Source organism: Acidobacteriota bacterium (assembly GCA_016195325.1).
GTDB lineage: Bacteria > Acidobacteriota > Polarisedimenticolia > JACPZX01 > JACPZX01 > JACPZX01.
Map to the genome: position 1 here is coordinate 1 of JACPZX010000016.1, position 15,274 is coordinate 15,274.

At 69.3% G+C, this 15,274-nt stretch carries 11 protein-coding genes; 1 reads left to right on the top strand and 10 read right to left on the bottom strand.

Annotation, left to right across the window (positions count from 1 at the left end):
• The 7 genes from HY049_02605 to pilB all read right to left on the bottom strand — a co-directional run.
• Positions 1 to 222, bottom strand: a 222-nt coding sequence (locus tag HY049_02605) for a prepilin-type N-terminal cleavage/methylation domain-containing protein (GenBank protein MBI3447802.1), incomplete at its 3' end; no start/stop codon positions are given.
• Positions 223 to 425: 203 nt separating this feature from the next.
• Positions 426 to 2,123, bottom strand: a complete 1,698-nt coding sequence (locus HY049_02610; GenBank protein ID MBI3447803.1) for a hypothetical protein — start codon at positions 2,121 to 2,123, stop codon at positions 426 to 428.
• On the bottom strand, positions 2,120 to 5,800 hold the full coding sequence (locus tag HY049_02615) for a sigma 54-interacting transcriptional regulator (protein ID MBI3447804.1): 3,681 nt from the start codon (positions 5,798 to 5,800) through the stop codon (positions 2,120 to 2,122). Before HY049_02615 ends, HY049_02610 begins: the two co-directional genes overlap by 4 nt.
• 1 nt (position 5,801) lies before the next feature.
• Entirely contained in the window at positions 5,802 to 7,556 is a 1,755-nt protein-coding gene (locus tag HY049_02620) for a PAS domain S-box protein (GenBank protein ID MBI3447805.1), read from the bottom strand.
• A 39-nt stretch (positions 7,557 to 7,595) separates the two neighbouring features.
• A complete protein-coding gene (locus HY049_02625; GenBank protein MBI3447806.1) occupies positions 7,596 to 8,807 on the bottom strand; it encodes a type II secretion system F family protein in 1,212 nt (403 codons plus the stop codon).
• A 29-nt stretch (positions 8,808 to 8,836) separates the two neighbouring features.
• Positions 8,837 to 9,961: a type IV pilus twitching motility protein PilT gene (locus HY049_02630; protein ID MBI3447807.1), complete on the bottom strand. Its 1,125-nt coding sequence runs from the start codon at positions 9,959 to 9,961 to the stop codon at positions 8,837 to 8,839.
• Between the two features lie 40 nt (positions 9,962 to 10,001).
• Complete coding sequence (gene pilB / locus HY049_02635) at positions 10,002 to 11,720, bottom strand: type IV-A pilus assembly ATPase PilB (protein ID MBI3447808.1); 1,719 nt, start codon at positions 11,718 to 11,720, stop codon at positions 10,002 to 10,004.
• Positions 11,721 to 11,927: 207 nt separating this feature from the next.
• Between pilB and HY049_02640 the strand changes: the two genes are divergently transcribed.
• Positions 11,928 to 13,217 (top strand): hypothetical protein, encoded by a 1,290-nt coding sequence (locus HY049_02640; protein ID MBI3447809.1) that lies wholly within the window; start codon positions 11,928 to 11,930, stop codon positions 13,215 to 13,217.
• A 19-nt stretch (positions 13,218 to 13,236) separates the two neighbouring features.
• Here the strand turns inward: HY049_02640 and HY049_02645 are convergent, their stop codons facing one another.
• The 3 genes from HY049_02645 to thiE form a co-directional block, all read right to left on the bottom strand.
• A complete protein-coding gene (locus tag HY049_02645; GenBank protein ID MBI3447810.1) occupies positions 13,237 to 13,971 on the bottom strand; it encodes a metallophosphoesterase family protein in 735 nt (244 codons plus the stop codon).
• 106 nt (positions 13,972 to 14,077) lie between these two features.
• Positions 14,078 to 14,599 carry a shikimate kinase gene (locus tag HY049_02650; protein ID MBI3447811.1) on the bottom strand — a complete coding sequence of 174 codons (522 nt, stop codon included), beginning with the start codon at positions 14,597 to 14,599 and terminating at the stop codon, positions 14,078 to 14,080.
• A 48-nt stretch (positions 14,600 to 14,647) separates the two neighbouring features.
• Positions 14,648 to 15,271, bottom strand: coding sequence for a thiamine phosphate synthase (gene thiE / locus HY049_02655; protein MBI3447812.1), 624 nt, complete (start codon positions 15,269 to 15,271; stop codon positions 14,648 to 14,650).
• Positions 15,272 to 15,274: the final 3 nt, after the last annotated feature.

Consider the following 15,274-nt stretch of genomic DNA (forward strand, 5'->3'; position numbering starts at 1 on the left):
GGCCGCCATGCTCTTCTGGATCGGGTAGAAGTTGTTGTCCACCGCGTACGACTCGACCGCGGTGCCAACCGACCTCATGTCCGACATCGTCCTCTTCTGCTTGCCGCGGTCGATCGCGTTCAGCAGGTTCGGGATCGCGATCGCCGCGATGATCCCGATGATCGCGACGACGATGAGGAGCTCAATCAGCGTGAATCCCTGCGTCTTCTTTCTGCCGACCATCTGGTAAACCCTCCATTGTTCGACGCTAAGACAGCAAGGCGGGTGCCACGCTCCGCGGTGACGCGTGGTGCACCGCTTAAAGGCTTGATACCAAGCATCTTGTCTGATGAGGCCGCCGGCCCGGGGTCGCGTTATCGGGCTGATTCTCATGGTCCTGGCAAGCCTTTTCGGGCCGCCGTTGTCATGCGATCTGACAACAAGTGTCAGTGGCCTCCGAGGGCTCCGAACTCCGCCAGGAGGCGCTCGGCTCGCTCCGACCGGGGGGGCGCGGCCACTCGGCGGCGCAAATCGGCCAGGATGCCGTCGAGGAGCGCCCGATCGCCGCCGCGGCACCGCTCGATCTGATACGCGGTGTCCTCGGGGTGGGCGAATTGGTACTCCTCCGATGCGATCAGGGCGTCGGCGCCGGCCCCCCGCTTCACGAAGACCATCGCGCTGTCGCCCCAGAAGACGAGCGCCCACCTCGATCGCGGGAAGTGCAGCGCCGCGAAGGACCTCGCCATCTCCGCGGGCTGACCCGCGACGGCGATGCGCTCGTCGCGATACCGCACCAGCGCCGCGCGGACATCGTGCCGATCGAGGAGATCCGACCAGGCGCGCCCGTCGTCGAGAGCGCGCGCGATCTCTCCCAGCAGCGCCGCGTGAACCTCGTTCCGCCCGTCGATGAAGACGCGGTCCGCGGGGTACAGGCGCCAGATGAGGTACCCCCCGTGCCCGACGTCGTTGTACATGCGCCGGGGCGCCGGGAGTCGAGCCGCGACGAAGTCGGTCTCGGCGGCCGGGAACTGCGCGCCGTCCACGCCAAACCCCGGAGACGCGGTGATCGCGGAGGGGATGAGCGGAAACGCGACGGCCGCGGCGACCGCGAGAAGGGGCGAGAGGAGGGCGGCGCGCGCGCCGGACGGCGCCCGATCGGCCGGATCCCTGGCGAGGGCCACCGCGAACGGAAGCGCGGCGAAGAAGAAGCCGATGTGCCGCGACCCCGAGATCGCGAGCGTCCCCATCCCCCCGACGAGGAGCATCGATCGCCATGCGGCCGCGTCGTGGCGCCTGAGGATTCGGAACGCGAGCCAGCCGATGACGGCGGCCAGGATCGCGAAGAAGAGCGGGAAGGTGGCCGCCGCCGGCGACAGCCATTCGGGATTGACGAGGCGGGGGTCGGCGAGGGCGGCCCCGAGCTTCAGCGGGACGAGCAGGATCCGGAAGCCGTAAGGATTCAGCAGCATCCCCGCCGCCGAGGCCGCCGCCGCGAGCGCTTCGCCCCGGGCGCGCGCCAGCACGGTCGCAGCGCCGGGGCGACGATCGCGCATCGCCCGCGTCCCCTCCATCAGGCTTCCGAGGGCCGTCGCGCCGGCGAGCGCGGGGCCGAGCAGAACCCCGGCGTGGACGTTGGCCCAGAGGCAGCACACCGCCGCCGCCGCGATCGCGCGCCGGGCGGGGGTCAGCCCGGAGATCAGCACGACGAAGGCGAAGATCGAGAGGAGGGCGAGCGACGCGACCTCGGGGCGATCGGTGAGCCGGAACCGCGCGCCCGCCAGGGCGACCAGGACGACGAGCGCCGACGGGAGCGCTGCGACCTCCCGGCGCCGCAGGGCCGCGAACCCGAGCGCCGCGACGATTCCCGCGCAGGAGAGCTTGAGGATCGCGAGGCCGGGGATCCCCAGGCGATCGTGCAGCTCCCACGCGATGACCTGCCAGAGCCACGCGTGATCGACCCACGGGGTCCCGGCGGAGGTGAACGAGAAGTCGTCGGCGCGAGGCACGGCGCCGTGCGAGACGATCCACTCCCCCGCCTTGAGATGCCACCAGAGATCGTTCGCGGCGATCCGTGTGGCGGCGGCGGAGGCCGCGGCGACGGCGAGGAGGGCTCCGCAGGCGGCGTCCAGCCGGCCGGGTCTCACGCCGCGGGGGCCCGCCGCGACGTGACGACGATCGCCGTGCCGAGGAGGAGGGCGAGCGCGCTGACCGCGAGGCCCGCGCGGATCGACCAGGGTCGGTACTCGAACCGGACGTCGTGCTCTCCCGCGGCGACCCGGACGGCCCGGAACATCCCGTTGGCCCTCTCGATCGCGACGGGAGAGCCGTCGACCGTCGCATGCCACGAGGAGTCGAAGGTGTCGGTGACGACGAGCCAGGCCGGACGGCGCGCGGCGACGTGGACCTCGAGGGCGTCCCCTTCATCGCGCGAGACAGCCGCCGTCCCGGGGCGCTCCGCTTCGAGGGGACGCGCCCCCTCCCGCCCCTCCCCGCCGCGGGCGATCGCGCCGGCGTCGAGGAGCACCTCCGTGCGGGGGTCGACCTCGCCCCTCCGAATCTTCTGAAGCGCCTCGACGGGCGTGCCGGCCGCCATGGCGCGCTCGACGAGGCCGGCGCGCGGAACCGGCGCGCGCACCCGGTAGAGCTTCACCGGGACGTTCGCCTCCCCGTCGAGGGAGGCGACCTCCCGGAGATCGGGGTGATCGATCACCGCGTGCGAGAGGACGAACCCGACCGACGAGGCGCCGAGGACTCTCACCATCTCGTCGGCGGGCATCCCGTCCTTCAACTCCTGCGAAAGGGTCGAGCCCGGAAGGAGGTCGAGCCTCGAGTCGCCCGTGCGATCGTACGCGCCGTACACTCCCGACGGGAACATCGTCGCGTAGCGGAGCGTCCGCACGTCCCACCTCATACCCCACGCGAGCGAGTCGGCGGGAATTCCGGTCGCCTCGACGTACCCGCGGGACGGCGTCCGGAACGCGAACCCCGCCGGGCGCGGCAGGCCGAAGAAGCGGAGATCCCCGGCGACCGCCTCGGGCATCGCGCGGAGGAGTGGCGACGGCTCGAAGACCGCGTCGAAGGGGGCTGAGGGGTTCACTCCGGCGTCGGCTGCGAGGAGGAGGGCGGCGCACGTGGCGGCCGCGAGCCAGACGCGTCCGGCCGGCGCCGCGCTCCCTGGAGAAAGGAAGAGGAGGACGAGGAGCGATCCTGAGGCCGCGAGGATCATTCCGGTGCCGATCGCGCGCACCGCTCCCGCCGCGAGGACGTCGTCGCCGACGGAGCCGGGGACGTCGAAGAGCGATCGGACGAGGCCGGATGCGGAAGGGACCCCGCCCGTCGCGAGCGCGACGCCGGCGAGGAGCGCGACGAGGGCGATCGCCCCCGCCGCGAGCGCCGGCCGCGGGAGCGGCCCCGGCCTCCGAGAGGCGAGGCGATCGAAGCCGGCGGCGGCGAGGATGGCGACGCACCACGTCGTCATGCCGAACCACTTCACGGGGAAACGGACGTTCGAGAATCCGGGCACGTGGTCGACGAGAAAGGGGTAGACGGGGGTGAACCTCCCGAAGGCGAGGAGGACCCCGGCTACGGCGAGAGCGGCCGCCCGCCACGCGCCGGCGTCGCGGCGGGTGCAGGCGCCGGCCGCGGCGAGAACGAGGATCGGCGCGCCGAGATGGATGGAGAGGAGCCACGGCAGCGTGCTCTCGAAGATCCACGTCCCCCAGTACGCCTCCGGGGCGATGCGGGAGGTGTCCCCCCAGAACCCCGGGATCGCCGACTGGAGGATGGCCTGGGGCGCGAGCGACCACTTCATCGCGTCCTCCGTCGAGAGCCCCGCCCCCCTCTCGCTCTCCAGGGCGTTCTCGAGGAGCGGGAAGAGCTGCGCGGCGGAGACGGCCAGGGCCAGGAGGAGAACGACCGCCCCGGTCCGCACCGCGCCGCGGAGGTCGAGCTTCGGCAGCGCCGGCAGCGCGCACGCGGCGAGGCACGTGACCACGATCCAGACCGGCTCTCCCGCCGAGACGACGAGGCCGAAGAGGGCTCCCGCGACGACGCCCCACGGCCTCCATCCACGGACGAGGCTCCGCCGCACCGCCCAGAGCGTCGCGGGGATGAACGCGACCCCCTCGAGGTGGTTGAGCACCTGCCCCATGGACTGCACCCCTCCCGACAGCGCGAACGCGCTCGCGCCGAGGAGGCACGCCGGCCGCGAGAGACCGCTGTCGCGGAGCAGGAGCCAGGTCCCCGCGGCGGCGCACGCGAGGAGGAACATGATCGACAGCGTCATCGGGATGTGCACGAGGCGCGGCGGGAACGGCAGGAACAGCAGCGTCGTCGGCCGGAGGACGAAGCAGTTCGGGTTCGCGAGGAAGGGCTGCCCGCTGTTGCGGTGCGGGTTCCACCGGGGAAGGCGCCCGTCGTGGACGGCGGCCACCGTGAGGGTGCGGTTGGGGAGGTAGTACTGGCCGATGTCGCGGTAGTAGAGCGTTCGTCCCGGGGCCAACGACATGCCGAGGAGGCGCGCCGCCTGGATCTGGACCCCTCCCCTCTTCGAGAGGGCCTCCCGCATGTAGTGCTCGCGCACCTGCTCCAGTACCGTCTCGAGGTCGATGCCCCCCTCCTCGAGCCCGAGGAGGCCCAGCAGGTTCTCGCGCGCGGCCGTCCGGTTCGCCCGGAGCTCGAGGGGGAGCCCCTCGGCGCGCACCGCGTCGCTCGACTCGAGGGCGACCGCCCGCTCCAGCACGTTCTGCAGCTCGCGGATGTTGCCGGGCCAGTCGTACGCGTTGAGCGCCGCCATGGCGTCGTCGGAGATGGTCGTGAGCTTCTTGCCCATCTCCTTCTTATAGCGATCGAAAAAATGGAAGGCGAGGTGCGGGATGTCCTCCTTGCGTTCGCGCAGCGGGGGGAGCTTGATGGGGATGACGTTGATGCGGTAGAAGAGATCCTCGCGGAATCTCTTCTCGCGGACCATCGTCTCGAGATCCTGGTTCGTCGCGGTGATCACGCGGACGTCGACCGCGATTTCCTCCGTTCCGCCGACGCGGCGGATCGTCTTCTCCTGCAGCGATCGCAGCAGCTTGATCTGCATCGCCGGCGAGGTGTCGCCGATCTCGTCCAGGAAAATCGTGCCCCCGTCGGCGACCTCGAAGTACCCCTTCTTCGAGGCGACGGCCCCGGTGAACGAGCCCTTCGTGTGGCCGAACAGCTCGCTCTCGAGCAGCTCGTCGGGGAGGGCCCCGCAGTTGATCGAGACGAAGGCGCCGTCGCGGCGCTGCGAGTTGTGGTGGATCGCGCGCGCGATCAGCTCCTTGCCCGTCCCGGACTCGCCGGTGATGAGGACGGTGCTGGCCGTCGGCGCCACTTGCGCCACGGTCTCCATGATGGTCTTCATCTTCTCGCTGCGGGCGACGAGCTGGTCGAACCGGTACTTGCCGGCGACCGACGCCATCAGCGAGCCGAGGCGCTTCCACCCGAGCGCGATGCCGACGTCGGCGACGATCTTGTCGTTGTCGAACGGCTTCGTGATGTAGTTGAAGGCGCCGAGCCGGCGCGCCTCCTCGGCGGCCTCGTCCGACGCGAAGGCGGTGATGACGATCACGGGGGCGTCCGGGTACGTCTCGCGCGTCACGCGCAGCACCTCGATCCCCGACGCCCCCGGGAGCCGCACGTCGGTGATCACGAGATCGTAGATCTCCTTGCCCAGCATCTCGAAGGCGCGCGGGCCGCTCTCGGCGAGATCGACGTGGTACCCCTCGCGCTTGAGCAGCGACGCGAGGACCTTCCGGAGGTCCGGCTCGTCCTCGACCACGAGTATGCGCTGCAACCTATCGCTCCTCGCCGGTCCGGCCGGCGGCGACTTCGTTCCGGACGGCGGGGACCGCGAGCGGCTGCCGCGCGCCGGGAAGCTCGATCGTGAACGTGGATCCCGTGCCGGGGCGGCTCTGGACCCTGATCTTCCCGCCGTGCTCCTGGACGACCCTGAAGACCACCGCGAGACCCAGGCCGATGCCGCCGCGGAACGATCCGCGGAAGGGCTGGAAGGCCGTGTCGATCTCCTCCTCGGTCATCCCGACCCCTTCGTCAGTGAACGTGACGCTCGCGGCGCCTTCTCCGGTGGGAGCCGCCGCGACCGTGAGCTTCCCCCCCTGCGGCATCGCGCGGAGCGCGTTCTTCGCGAGGTTCCAGAAGACCTGGCGGATGAGGTTGACGTCGACCCGGGCGACGACCCCCTCCTCCGGGAGGTCGGCGACGATCTCGTGCGATCCGCCGAACTCGTCGCCGTGCCGGATCAGGAGGAGCGATTCGCGCAGGATCGGAACGATGTCGGCGTCCACCGCGTCGAAGCGGCCGGGGCGCGCGAAGAGGAGGAAGTCGCTGATGATCCGGTCGAGCCGTTTCCCCTCGCGCACGACGATGTCGAAGAGCTCCGCCTCCTGGGGCGCCGGGCGAATGGAGCGCTTGAGGAGCTGGACCGAGCCGGACATCGACGCCAGCGGGTTCCGGATCTCGTGCGCCATGCCGGCGGCCATGCCGCCGAGCGCCGCCATCCGGTCCTTGACGCGGATCTCCTCCTCGAGCGCCTTGATGTCGGTGAGATCCATGAACGCGAAGATGAATCCGTTCGGCGTGCCGCGTTGATCCTTCAGGAGGGAGGTCGTGATGCCGAGCGCGATCGGCTGGCCGCGGGGGCCCGCCACGCGCGCCTCGATGCGGCGACGTCGGTCGCGCCCGAGCCCGTCGCTCACCTGCGTGAGGAAGTCCGGCGCCTGCCCGAGAACCTCCCAGACGCCGCGCCCGATGAACCAGGCGCCCGCCTTCCCGAAGATCTCCTCGCCCCCCCGGTTCACGAACGTGATCGTGCCGGTCAGATCGGTGGTGAGCACGCCGCTCGTGATGCTGTCGACGATGTTCTTGCTCAGCGCCTGGAGCCGGGCGAGATCCTCCTCGCGCTCCCTCAGCTCGCGGCCCGTCGTGTAGACCTTCTCCGCCAGGGCCGACGAGAGGAAGGCCACCGCGAGGAACGCCAGCGCGTGCGCGAAGAGCGAGTAGACGATCTGCTGAAGGGCGGACACGTCCTGCGTGAGGTCGTTGGCCCGGCCGCCCGGGCCGAGGGGCACGAACCGGTACACGATCAGCAGCACGAGGAAGGTGTAGAGGAGCCACGACGCCGCCGCGGTCACGAAGGCGCCGCGCCGCCTCAGCAGGATGCTCGACGCGATGATGACCGTGAAGTACAGGACCGAGAAGGGGCTGTCGATGCCGCCGGTGGCGTAGACCAGGCCCGTCACGAGGACCAGGTCGCCCACCAGCTGGGCGTACGCCGCCGCGGGGCGCTCCGCCCACCACCTGTGGAAGACCGCGTACAGGATCGTGAGGCAGTAGCCGGCGCCCGTGAGCGCGTAGAAGTACGGGACGCGGACCGCGCTGCGCGGGAGGAGCCGCTCGACGAGGATGCCTCCGCCGAGGAGCAGCGTGAGCACGGCGGCCCGGCCGACCATCAGCCGCATGAGCTGACGCCTCAGCTCGCCTCCGGCCGAGGGAACGCCCGCGGGGCTCTTCGGCGAATCCGGTTCGCTCATCACCGCCCTAGCGTCGCTGGGCGCGGCGATCCGCCCCCGTCACGGCATGATGCTGATGAGGTTGAAGATCGGCATGTACATCGCGATGACGATGCCTCCGATCATCACGCCGAGGAACGAGATCATGATCGGCTCGAGCAGCGTGAGGAGCGTCGCGACCGCGTTGTCGACCTCGTCGTCGTAGAAGTCGGCGATCTTGGCGAGCATCGTGTCGAGGGCGCCGGTCTGCTCGCCGACGGCGATCATCTGCGTGACCATCGTCGGGAAGACCTCGGTCTGGGCCAGCGGCTCGGAGATCGTCTTGCCCTGCTCGATGCTCCTGCGCGTGGCCGAGATGGCGTCGGCCACGACCTGGTTGCCGGCCGTCCGCGACGTGATGTCGAGCGCGTCGAGGATCGGGACGCCCGACGAGATCAGCGTGCCGAGCGTGCGGCAGAACCGCGCGACCGCGATCTTGCGGAGGAGCATCCCCACGATGGGAATGCGCAGCTTCAGGCCGTCGATCGTGCGGCGCCCCTGCTCGGTCGCGTAATAGGGCTTGAAGCCGAAAACGTAGGCCACGAACCCGCCGATGACGACGAGGGGCGTGAACCACTTCATCTGCGCGCTGATGCTCATGACGATGCGCGTCGGGAGCGGGAGCTGGGCGCCGCCTCCCAGGTTCTGGAAGAGGGCCGCGAAGACCGGGATGACGAAGGTGAGAATGACCCACACGACTCCGATCGCGATGCCGATGACGGCGGTCGGGTAGACGAGGGCCTTCTTGACCTGGGCCGTCAGCTTGACCGCCTTCTCGATGTACTCGGAGAGGCGCCTCAGGATCGTGTCGAGAATACCGCCGGCCTCTCCGGCGGCGACCATGTTCACGTACAGGTCGGTGAACGCCTTGGGGTGCTTCTTGAGCGAGTCGGCGAGCGTCGCGCCGCTCTCGACGTCCTGCCGGACCTCGAAGAGGGTCTTCTGGAAGACGCGGTTCTCCTGCTGGCCGCCCAGGATCTCGAGACACTGAACGAGCGGGAGTCCCGCGTCGATCATGACCGAGAACTGCCGGGTGAAGATCGCGATCTCCTTCTGCGAGATGCCTCCGCCGAATTTCGGCAGCGCGATCTCCTTCCCCTTCTCGGTCACGGCGGTGACGAGAATCTGCTGCTTGCGGAGCATGGCGATCACGGCGTCCTTGTTGTCGGCGACGAGCACGCCCTCCTGGGCGGCTCCCGCTCGACTCTTCCCCTTCCATGCGTAGCTCGGCATCGATTCCTCCCGTCGGCGACGCTAGCTCGTCACGCCTTGCGTCCCGCGGCCGGCCCGCCGCCCGCCGAGGGCTGGTAGATCAGGCCGGCGCCCCTGTTGATCATGTCCTGAAGCTCCTCGGGATTCGAGGAGGTCGTCAGGGCGGTCTGAAGGGAAATCTGCTTCTTGAAGTAGGACGAGGCGAGGGCCTGGTTGAACGTCTGCATCCCGTGCTTGGACTGGCCCGCCTGCATCATCGCGTACACCTGGTGGATCTTGTCCTCGCGGATGAGGTTCCTCACCGCCGCGTTCGGGACGAGGATCTCCATCACGAGCGCGCGGCCCTGGTTGTTGGCCCTGGGGAGCAGCGACTGGCAGAGGATCCCCTCGAGCACGAACGACAGCTGCGCGCGCACCTGCGACTGCTGGTGCGCCGGAAAGACGTCGATGATGCGGTTGATCGTCTGCGTCGCGGAGTTGGTGTGGAGCGTGGCGAAGGTGAGGTGACCCGTCTCGGCGATGCGCAGCGCCGACTCGACGGTCTCGAGGTCGCGCATCTCGCCGATGAGCACGACGTCGGGATCCTGTCTGAGCGCCGAGCGGAGCGCGTTCGCGAACGTGTGCGTGTCGGCGTGCAGCTCGCGCTGGTTGACGATGCACTTCTTGTGGGAGTGCAGGTACTCGACGGGGTCCTCGATCGTGACGATGTGCTCGTGCCGCTCGGCGTTGACCTTGTCGAGCATGGCCGCGAGCGTCGTCGACTTGCCGGAGCCCGTCGGCCCGGTGACCAGCACGAGGCCGCGCGGCTTGTCGCAGAGGGTCGCCACGACCTCGGGGAGGCCGAGATCCTTGAACCCCTTGATCTCCCACGGGATCAGGCGGAAGGCCGCGGCGACGGCGCCGCGCTGCGAGAAGACGTTCGCGCGGAACCTCGCGAGCCCCTTGATGCCGAAGGAGAAGTCGAGCTCCAGCGTCTCCTCGAACCGGTGCTTCTGGTTGTCGGTCAGCACCGAGTAGCAGAGCTGCTTGGTCTCGGGAGCGTTGAGGGGGGGGAGCTGGAGCGGAATGAGCTTGCCGTCGATGCGGATCTGAGGCGGCGAGTTGGTCGTCACATGGAGGTCGGTCCCCCCCTGCTCGACGAGGGTCTTGAGCAACTGGTGAAGCGTGATGTTCATGACTTCCCCCCGGGCGTCCAGGCCCCGCGGCGCGGCTCGATTAGAGTACCGTCTCCCTGAGCACTTCCTCCACCGTCGTCAGCGAGTCCTTGATCTTGCGGAGGCCGCTGCCCCGGAGGGTAATCATGCCATCCTCCACCGCCTTCCGCCTCAGCTCGATGGCGGAGGCGCCGGTCAGGATCATCTCGCGGATCCCCTCGGTGATCTCGAGGACCTCGTAGAGCCCGACGCGCCCCTTGTAGCCGGTGTTGTTGCAGATCGTGCACCCCTTCCCCTTGAACAGCTTGATCTTGGCCGCGTCCTCCGCGGCGAACCCGATCTCGACCAGGGCGCTCGGGGGCATGTGGATCTCTTCCTTGCAGCCCGCGCACAGCCGCCTCACGAGGCGCTGGGCGCAGATGAGGTTGACGGAGGTCGAGACGAGGAACGGCTCGATCCCCATGTTCATGAGCCGGTTGATGGTCGAGGGGGCGTCGTTGGTGTGCAGCGTCGAGAGGACGAGGTGGCCGGTGAGGGCGGCCTTGACCGCGATCTCCGCCGTCTCGAAGTCGCGGATCTCTCCGACGAGGATGATGTTGGGATCCTGGCGGAGGAACGAGCGCAGCGCGGCGGCGAAGTTGAGCCCGATCTGCTCCTTCACCTGCACCTGGTTGATGCCGTGCAGGTTGAACTCGACCGGGTCCTCGGCCGTCATGATGTTCGTCTCGGGAGTGTTCACGCGGCTTATCGAGGAGTAGAGAGTGTTCGTCTTCCCGGACCCGGTCGGCCCCGTGACCAGCACCATGCCGTACGGCCTGAAGATCGCCTTCTCGAACCTCGCCAGCGACTCGATCTCGAACCCGAGCCGCGTCATGTCGAGCATGAGGTTGTCCTTGTCGAGGAGACGCAGGACGATCTTCTCTCCGAAGAGGCACGGCAGGACCGAGACGCGGTAGTCCATCTCCTTGGTCTTGTTCTGGAGCTTCATCTTGATCTTGATGCGGCCGTCCTGCGGAAGCCGCTTCTCCGCGATGTCGAGCTTCGCCATGATCTTCAGGCGCGACGTGATCGCGTCCTTCAGCTTCAGGGGCGGGTTCATGATCTCGTAGAGCACGCCGTCGATCCTGAACCGCACGCGGAAGTCCTTCTCGTACGGCTCGATGTGGATGTCCGACGCCCCGCGCTTGATGGAATCCGAGAGGATGAGGTTGACCAGCTTCACGACCGGAGCTTCCTCGGTCGCCGCCTCGAGGCGCTGGAGGTCGAGCTCCTCTTCCTCTTCGAGGAGCTCGAGGCTGTCCGTGTCGGACTCGTTCATCTGGTCCATGACTTTCTTGAGCTCGAGCTGGTGGGACGAGCCGTAGTACTTGTCGATGGCGTCCTTGATCGCGATCTCGCTGGCGACCACGGGCTCGACGTTGTAGCCGGTCATGAACTTGATGTCGTCCATCGCGAAGACGTTCGTCGGATCGACCATCGAGATCGTCAGCGTCGCCCCCGTGCGCTGCACGGGCATGATCAGGTACTTCTGCGCGACCTCGGAGGGGATGAGCTTGACGACGGTTTCCTCGATCTGGATTTCGCGGAGGTTGATCGCCGGAACGCCGTACTGCTGCGAGAGGAGCTGGGTGATGTCGTCTTCCTTGACGAACCCCATCTTGACGAGGTTATATCCGAGCTTGCCCCCGTTGACTTTCTGCGCTTCGAGGGACTTGTTCAGTTGCTCCTGGGTGATCAGGCGAGCCTTCAGGAGCATTTCACCGATCTTGATGGCCATCAGCGCAAAGCCCCAAGGTGTCGTCCGACCTGGATCGAGGAGCGCCGGCTGGGTTGGACCGGCGAAGATAACTGTTTACGGTTTAATGATTTACGATGAGGATTCGCCGTCGGCACGGGGCAAATACTATGTAGGAGTGACACTTTTGTCAAGGCGTGACGGGGCTTCTCACGTATTCGGGGCGCGGCCCACCTCAGAGGCGTCGGCCCCTTGACGGGACGCGGTGAATACAAGGGCGTCGCCGCCCTCATCCTTATATATGTCGCCTCCCGCGTTCTCCTCGTCGCCGCGGGGATGTCGGGATTCGTGCTGCTCCCCTCCGGACGCGAGTTCTCCGCCGGCAATGTGCAGCGTCCGTGGGCCGGGCCGCGCCCGCTCGAGATGTGGGCCCGATGGGACTCCGAGTGGTACCTCCTGATCGCCGAGCGCGGATACCACCTCGAGGACCGGATGTCGGGCCGTCGGGTGGCGTACGAGCCGGCCGACGCGACCGGGTTCTTCCCCCTCTACCCGATCCTGACGCGCGAAGTGGCTCGTGGGCTCGAGTGGATTCCGGCCGTGCGCGCGATCGCCACGACCCCCTTCTCGCCCCGCGATCCGACGGACACGACGCCGCGCGGAGCGTCGCTCCTCCTCGCGGGGATTCTCGTCTCGAACGCCGCGCTGCTCGGCTCGCTCCTCGTCCTGCTCCATCGGGCCCGTGGCGCCGGCTCCTCGGGCTCGCGCCGGGGCGCGGAGCCATCGGGGGCCGGGGGCCCCGACCGCGCGGCGATGTTCGCGTGCGTCGCGCTGCTCTTCTTCCCCCCGTCGCTCTTCCTCTCCGCCGTCTACGCGGAGTCGCTGCTGCTCTTCCTGACGATTCTCTGCTTCCGCCTTCTGAGCGACAGGCGGTGGCTCGCCGCCGCGGTGGCTGGCGCCCTCGCCTCCGCCACCAAGCCGACGGGGCTGCTGCTGATCGTCCCCGCCGTCCTGACGATGGCGCGCGCCCGCGTGGATCACCCTCAGGGGTCGCGCGAATCGTGGCTCGCGCCCTGGGTCACGCTTCCGCTCTACGGCGCCGGCGCGGCCGGCTTCTCCCTCTACTGCGGCACGGCTTTTGGCGATCCCCTCTCGTGGCTCAACAGGCAGGACCGCTGGCGCGGCCCCCTCTCCGGGCCCTGGCGCGCCTTCACGCGATGGGCGGAGTCCCCGCGCCTCCACGGCTCCCACGGCTCCACCGTCGAGCTGGTGTTCGCGATCTTCGTCCTGACGCTCCTCCTGATCTCGCTCTGGCGCCGGCCCGCGGCCGAAGGGATTCTCGCCGCGCTGGTCGCGGTGCCGCCGCTCTGCGCGACGCTCTGGTCCTACGGCCGGCTCTCGCTCCAGGCGTTCCCGATCTTCATCACGCTCGGGGAGGCGCTCGCGCGACGGCCGAAGCTGGCGGCCGCGTACGTGGCGATCGGAGGGGCCGGATCGGCCGTGCTGATGGCCTACTTCGCGGCCGGGTACTGGGCGGGTTGAGGCGGCGTCCCGACGGCCGCTACACTCCGAACTCGAGGCGGTAGGCGAGGGGGTACGGCAAGCCGGCGTCGGTGATCTTCTTCTGGGCCATGGCGACGTCGTACCGGACGCGATGCGCGGTCACGAGGCCGAGCTCGCGGTCGTAGATGGCGTAGGCGGCGCGCGGGTTGTGATCGCGGGGCTGCCCGATCGACCCGGGATTGATCAGGTACCGCCAGTCCGGGTCGAGGCGCAGCTCGTGGTCCTCCCCGAGCATCTCGAGGCGCGACCTCTCTCCCGACGTCGCGAAGCAGCAGGCGAAGTGCGTGTGCCCGAAGAACGCGAGGGAGAACGCGACCGACTCGAACGTCATGAGGGCGTCGACCTCGCTCAGGAGATAGCCGTCCTCGTCCGCCGGATTCCCGTGCGAGATGACGAAGCCTCCGGCGTCGACGGGCCCGCACGGGAGATCCCTGAGGTAGGCGCGGTTCTCCTCCGACAGCGCGTCGCGCGTCCACACGGCGGCGGCGCGGGCGATGTCGTTGAAGTGCTCACCGTCCTCGATGCCGCAGGCGACCTTGTCGTGGTTCCCCCGGATCACGGCGGCCGGCTCCTGGGCCCTGAGCAGGTCGATGACCTCGTTGGGATTCCCGCCGTACCCGACGATGTCGCCCAGGCAGAGGACGCGGTCGTACCGGCGCACCGCGGCATCGGCGAGCACGGCCGTGAAGGCCTCGAGGTTGGCGTGGAGATCGCTCAGGATCAGGTATCGCATCGGCGGTCGCGGGGCCTCGAAGGGATCGACGGGGGGCCGGCTCAGGAAACCGCAATCTAGCACCGGCCTCGCGCGCGGCAAAGTGTTCAGCCGTGGCGCCCGTCCTTCATCTGAGACCCGCGAGGGTCGAGACGATCCGCGCCGCCAGGGCGTCGGGCAGGTCCGCCGAGGCGTCGACCCTCAGGTCCGCGGCCCGGTAGGCGGGAAGCCGATCGGCGAGAAGGGCCTCCATGCGCGGGCGGTCCGAGAGGAGCGGCCGGTGCTCGGAGGCGCGGCACCGCTCGAGCATCACGTCGAGCGGCGCGTCCAGCCAGATCGAGATGCCGGTCCGGTGGATGAAGTCCCGGTTCTCCCAGAGGGTGAGCGTCCCGCCCCCCGTCCCGACGACGACGCCCGGCGCGTCGACGAGGCGCAGCGCCCGCGCCTCGAGGCGGCGGAAGACCTCCTCGCCGTCGTCCCGAAAGAGCTCGGCGATCGTGCGCCCGGCCTCGCGCTCTATCTCGCGATCGAGATCGACGAACCGGAAGCGGAGCTCGCGCGCGAGGCACTCGCCGACCGACGTCTTCCCGGCCCCCATGAATCCCACGAGGTAGATCCGCCGGCGCCTGTCGCGATCGATGATGGCCACGTCAGTCCCACTCCCGGTGCGGGAGGCCGCTCCCCGGAGGCGAGTATATCAACGAGGTTTCGGGGCGAGCGCGAGGTACGCGCGCGTCCGGGCCGCGATGTCCTCCGCCCGCATGAGGTCGGAGATGACGGCGACGGACGCGGCTCCCGCCGCGAGGACCCCGGGCGCGTTTCGGAGGGTGATCCCTCCGATGGCGACGAGCGGAAGGCGCGCCCTCGCGGCCGCCGCGGCGACCGCGGCCAGGCCGAGGGGCGGCCGGCGGACGGAGGCGTTGGGGGTCTCGAAGACGGGCCCGAGGGCCACGTAGTCGACCGGGAGATCGCACGCCGCGATCGCGACCTCGACCGAGTGGGTCGAGACGCCGAGGATGGCGGCGGGGCCGAGGAGCTCGCGGGCGGCGCCGGCCGGAAGATCGTCCTCGCCGAGGTGCGCTCCGGCCGCGCCGGTCACGCTCGCGACGTCGGCCCGATCGTTCACGATGACCGAGAGACCCCGCACGAGAAGGCACTCCCGGACCGCCTCGGCGAGAAGGCGGTCGGGCATCGATTTCTCCCGCACCTGGACGATCGTCGCGCCGCCGTCCGCGAGACGCCTGGCGATCTCAGCGTGGGAGAGTCCGCCCGCGAGGGCGCGGTCGGTGATCGGATAGAGCGCGGGAAGCGTCAGGGGGATTCG

Coding starts and splice junctions, on each gene's coding strand:
- HY049_02620 (MBI3447805.1), bottom strand. CDS start 7,556: ATGAGCGAACCGGATTCGCCGAAGAGCCCCGCGGGCGTTCCCTCGGCC.
- HY049_02625 (MBI3447806.1), bottom strand. CDS start 8,807: ATGCCGAGCTACGCATGGAAGGGGAAGAGTCGAGCGGGAGCCGCCCAG.
- HY049_02645 (MBI3447810.1), bottom strand. CDS start 13,971: ATGCGATACCTGATCCTGAGCGATCTCCACGCCAACCTCGAGGCCTTC.
- HY049_02630 (MBI3447807.1), bottom strand. CDS start 9,961: ATGAACATCACGCTTCACCAGTTGCTCAAGACCCTCGTCGAGCAGGGG.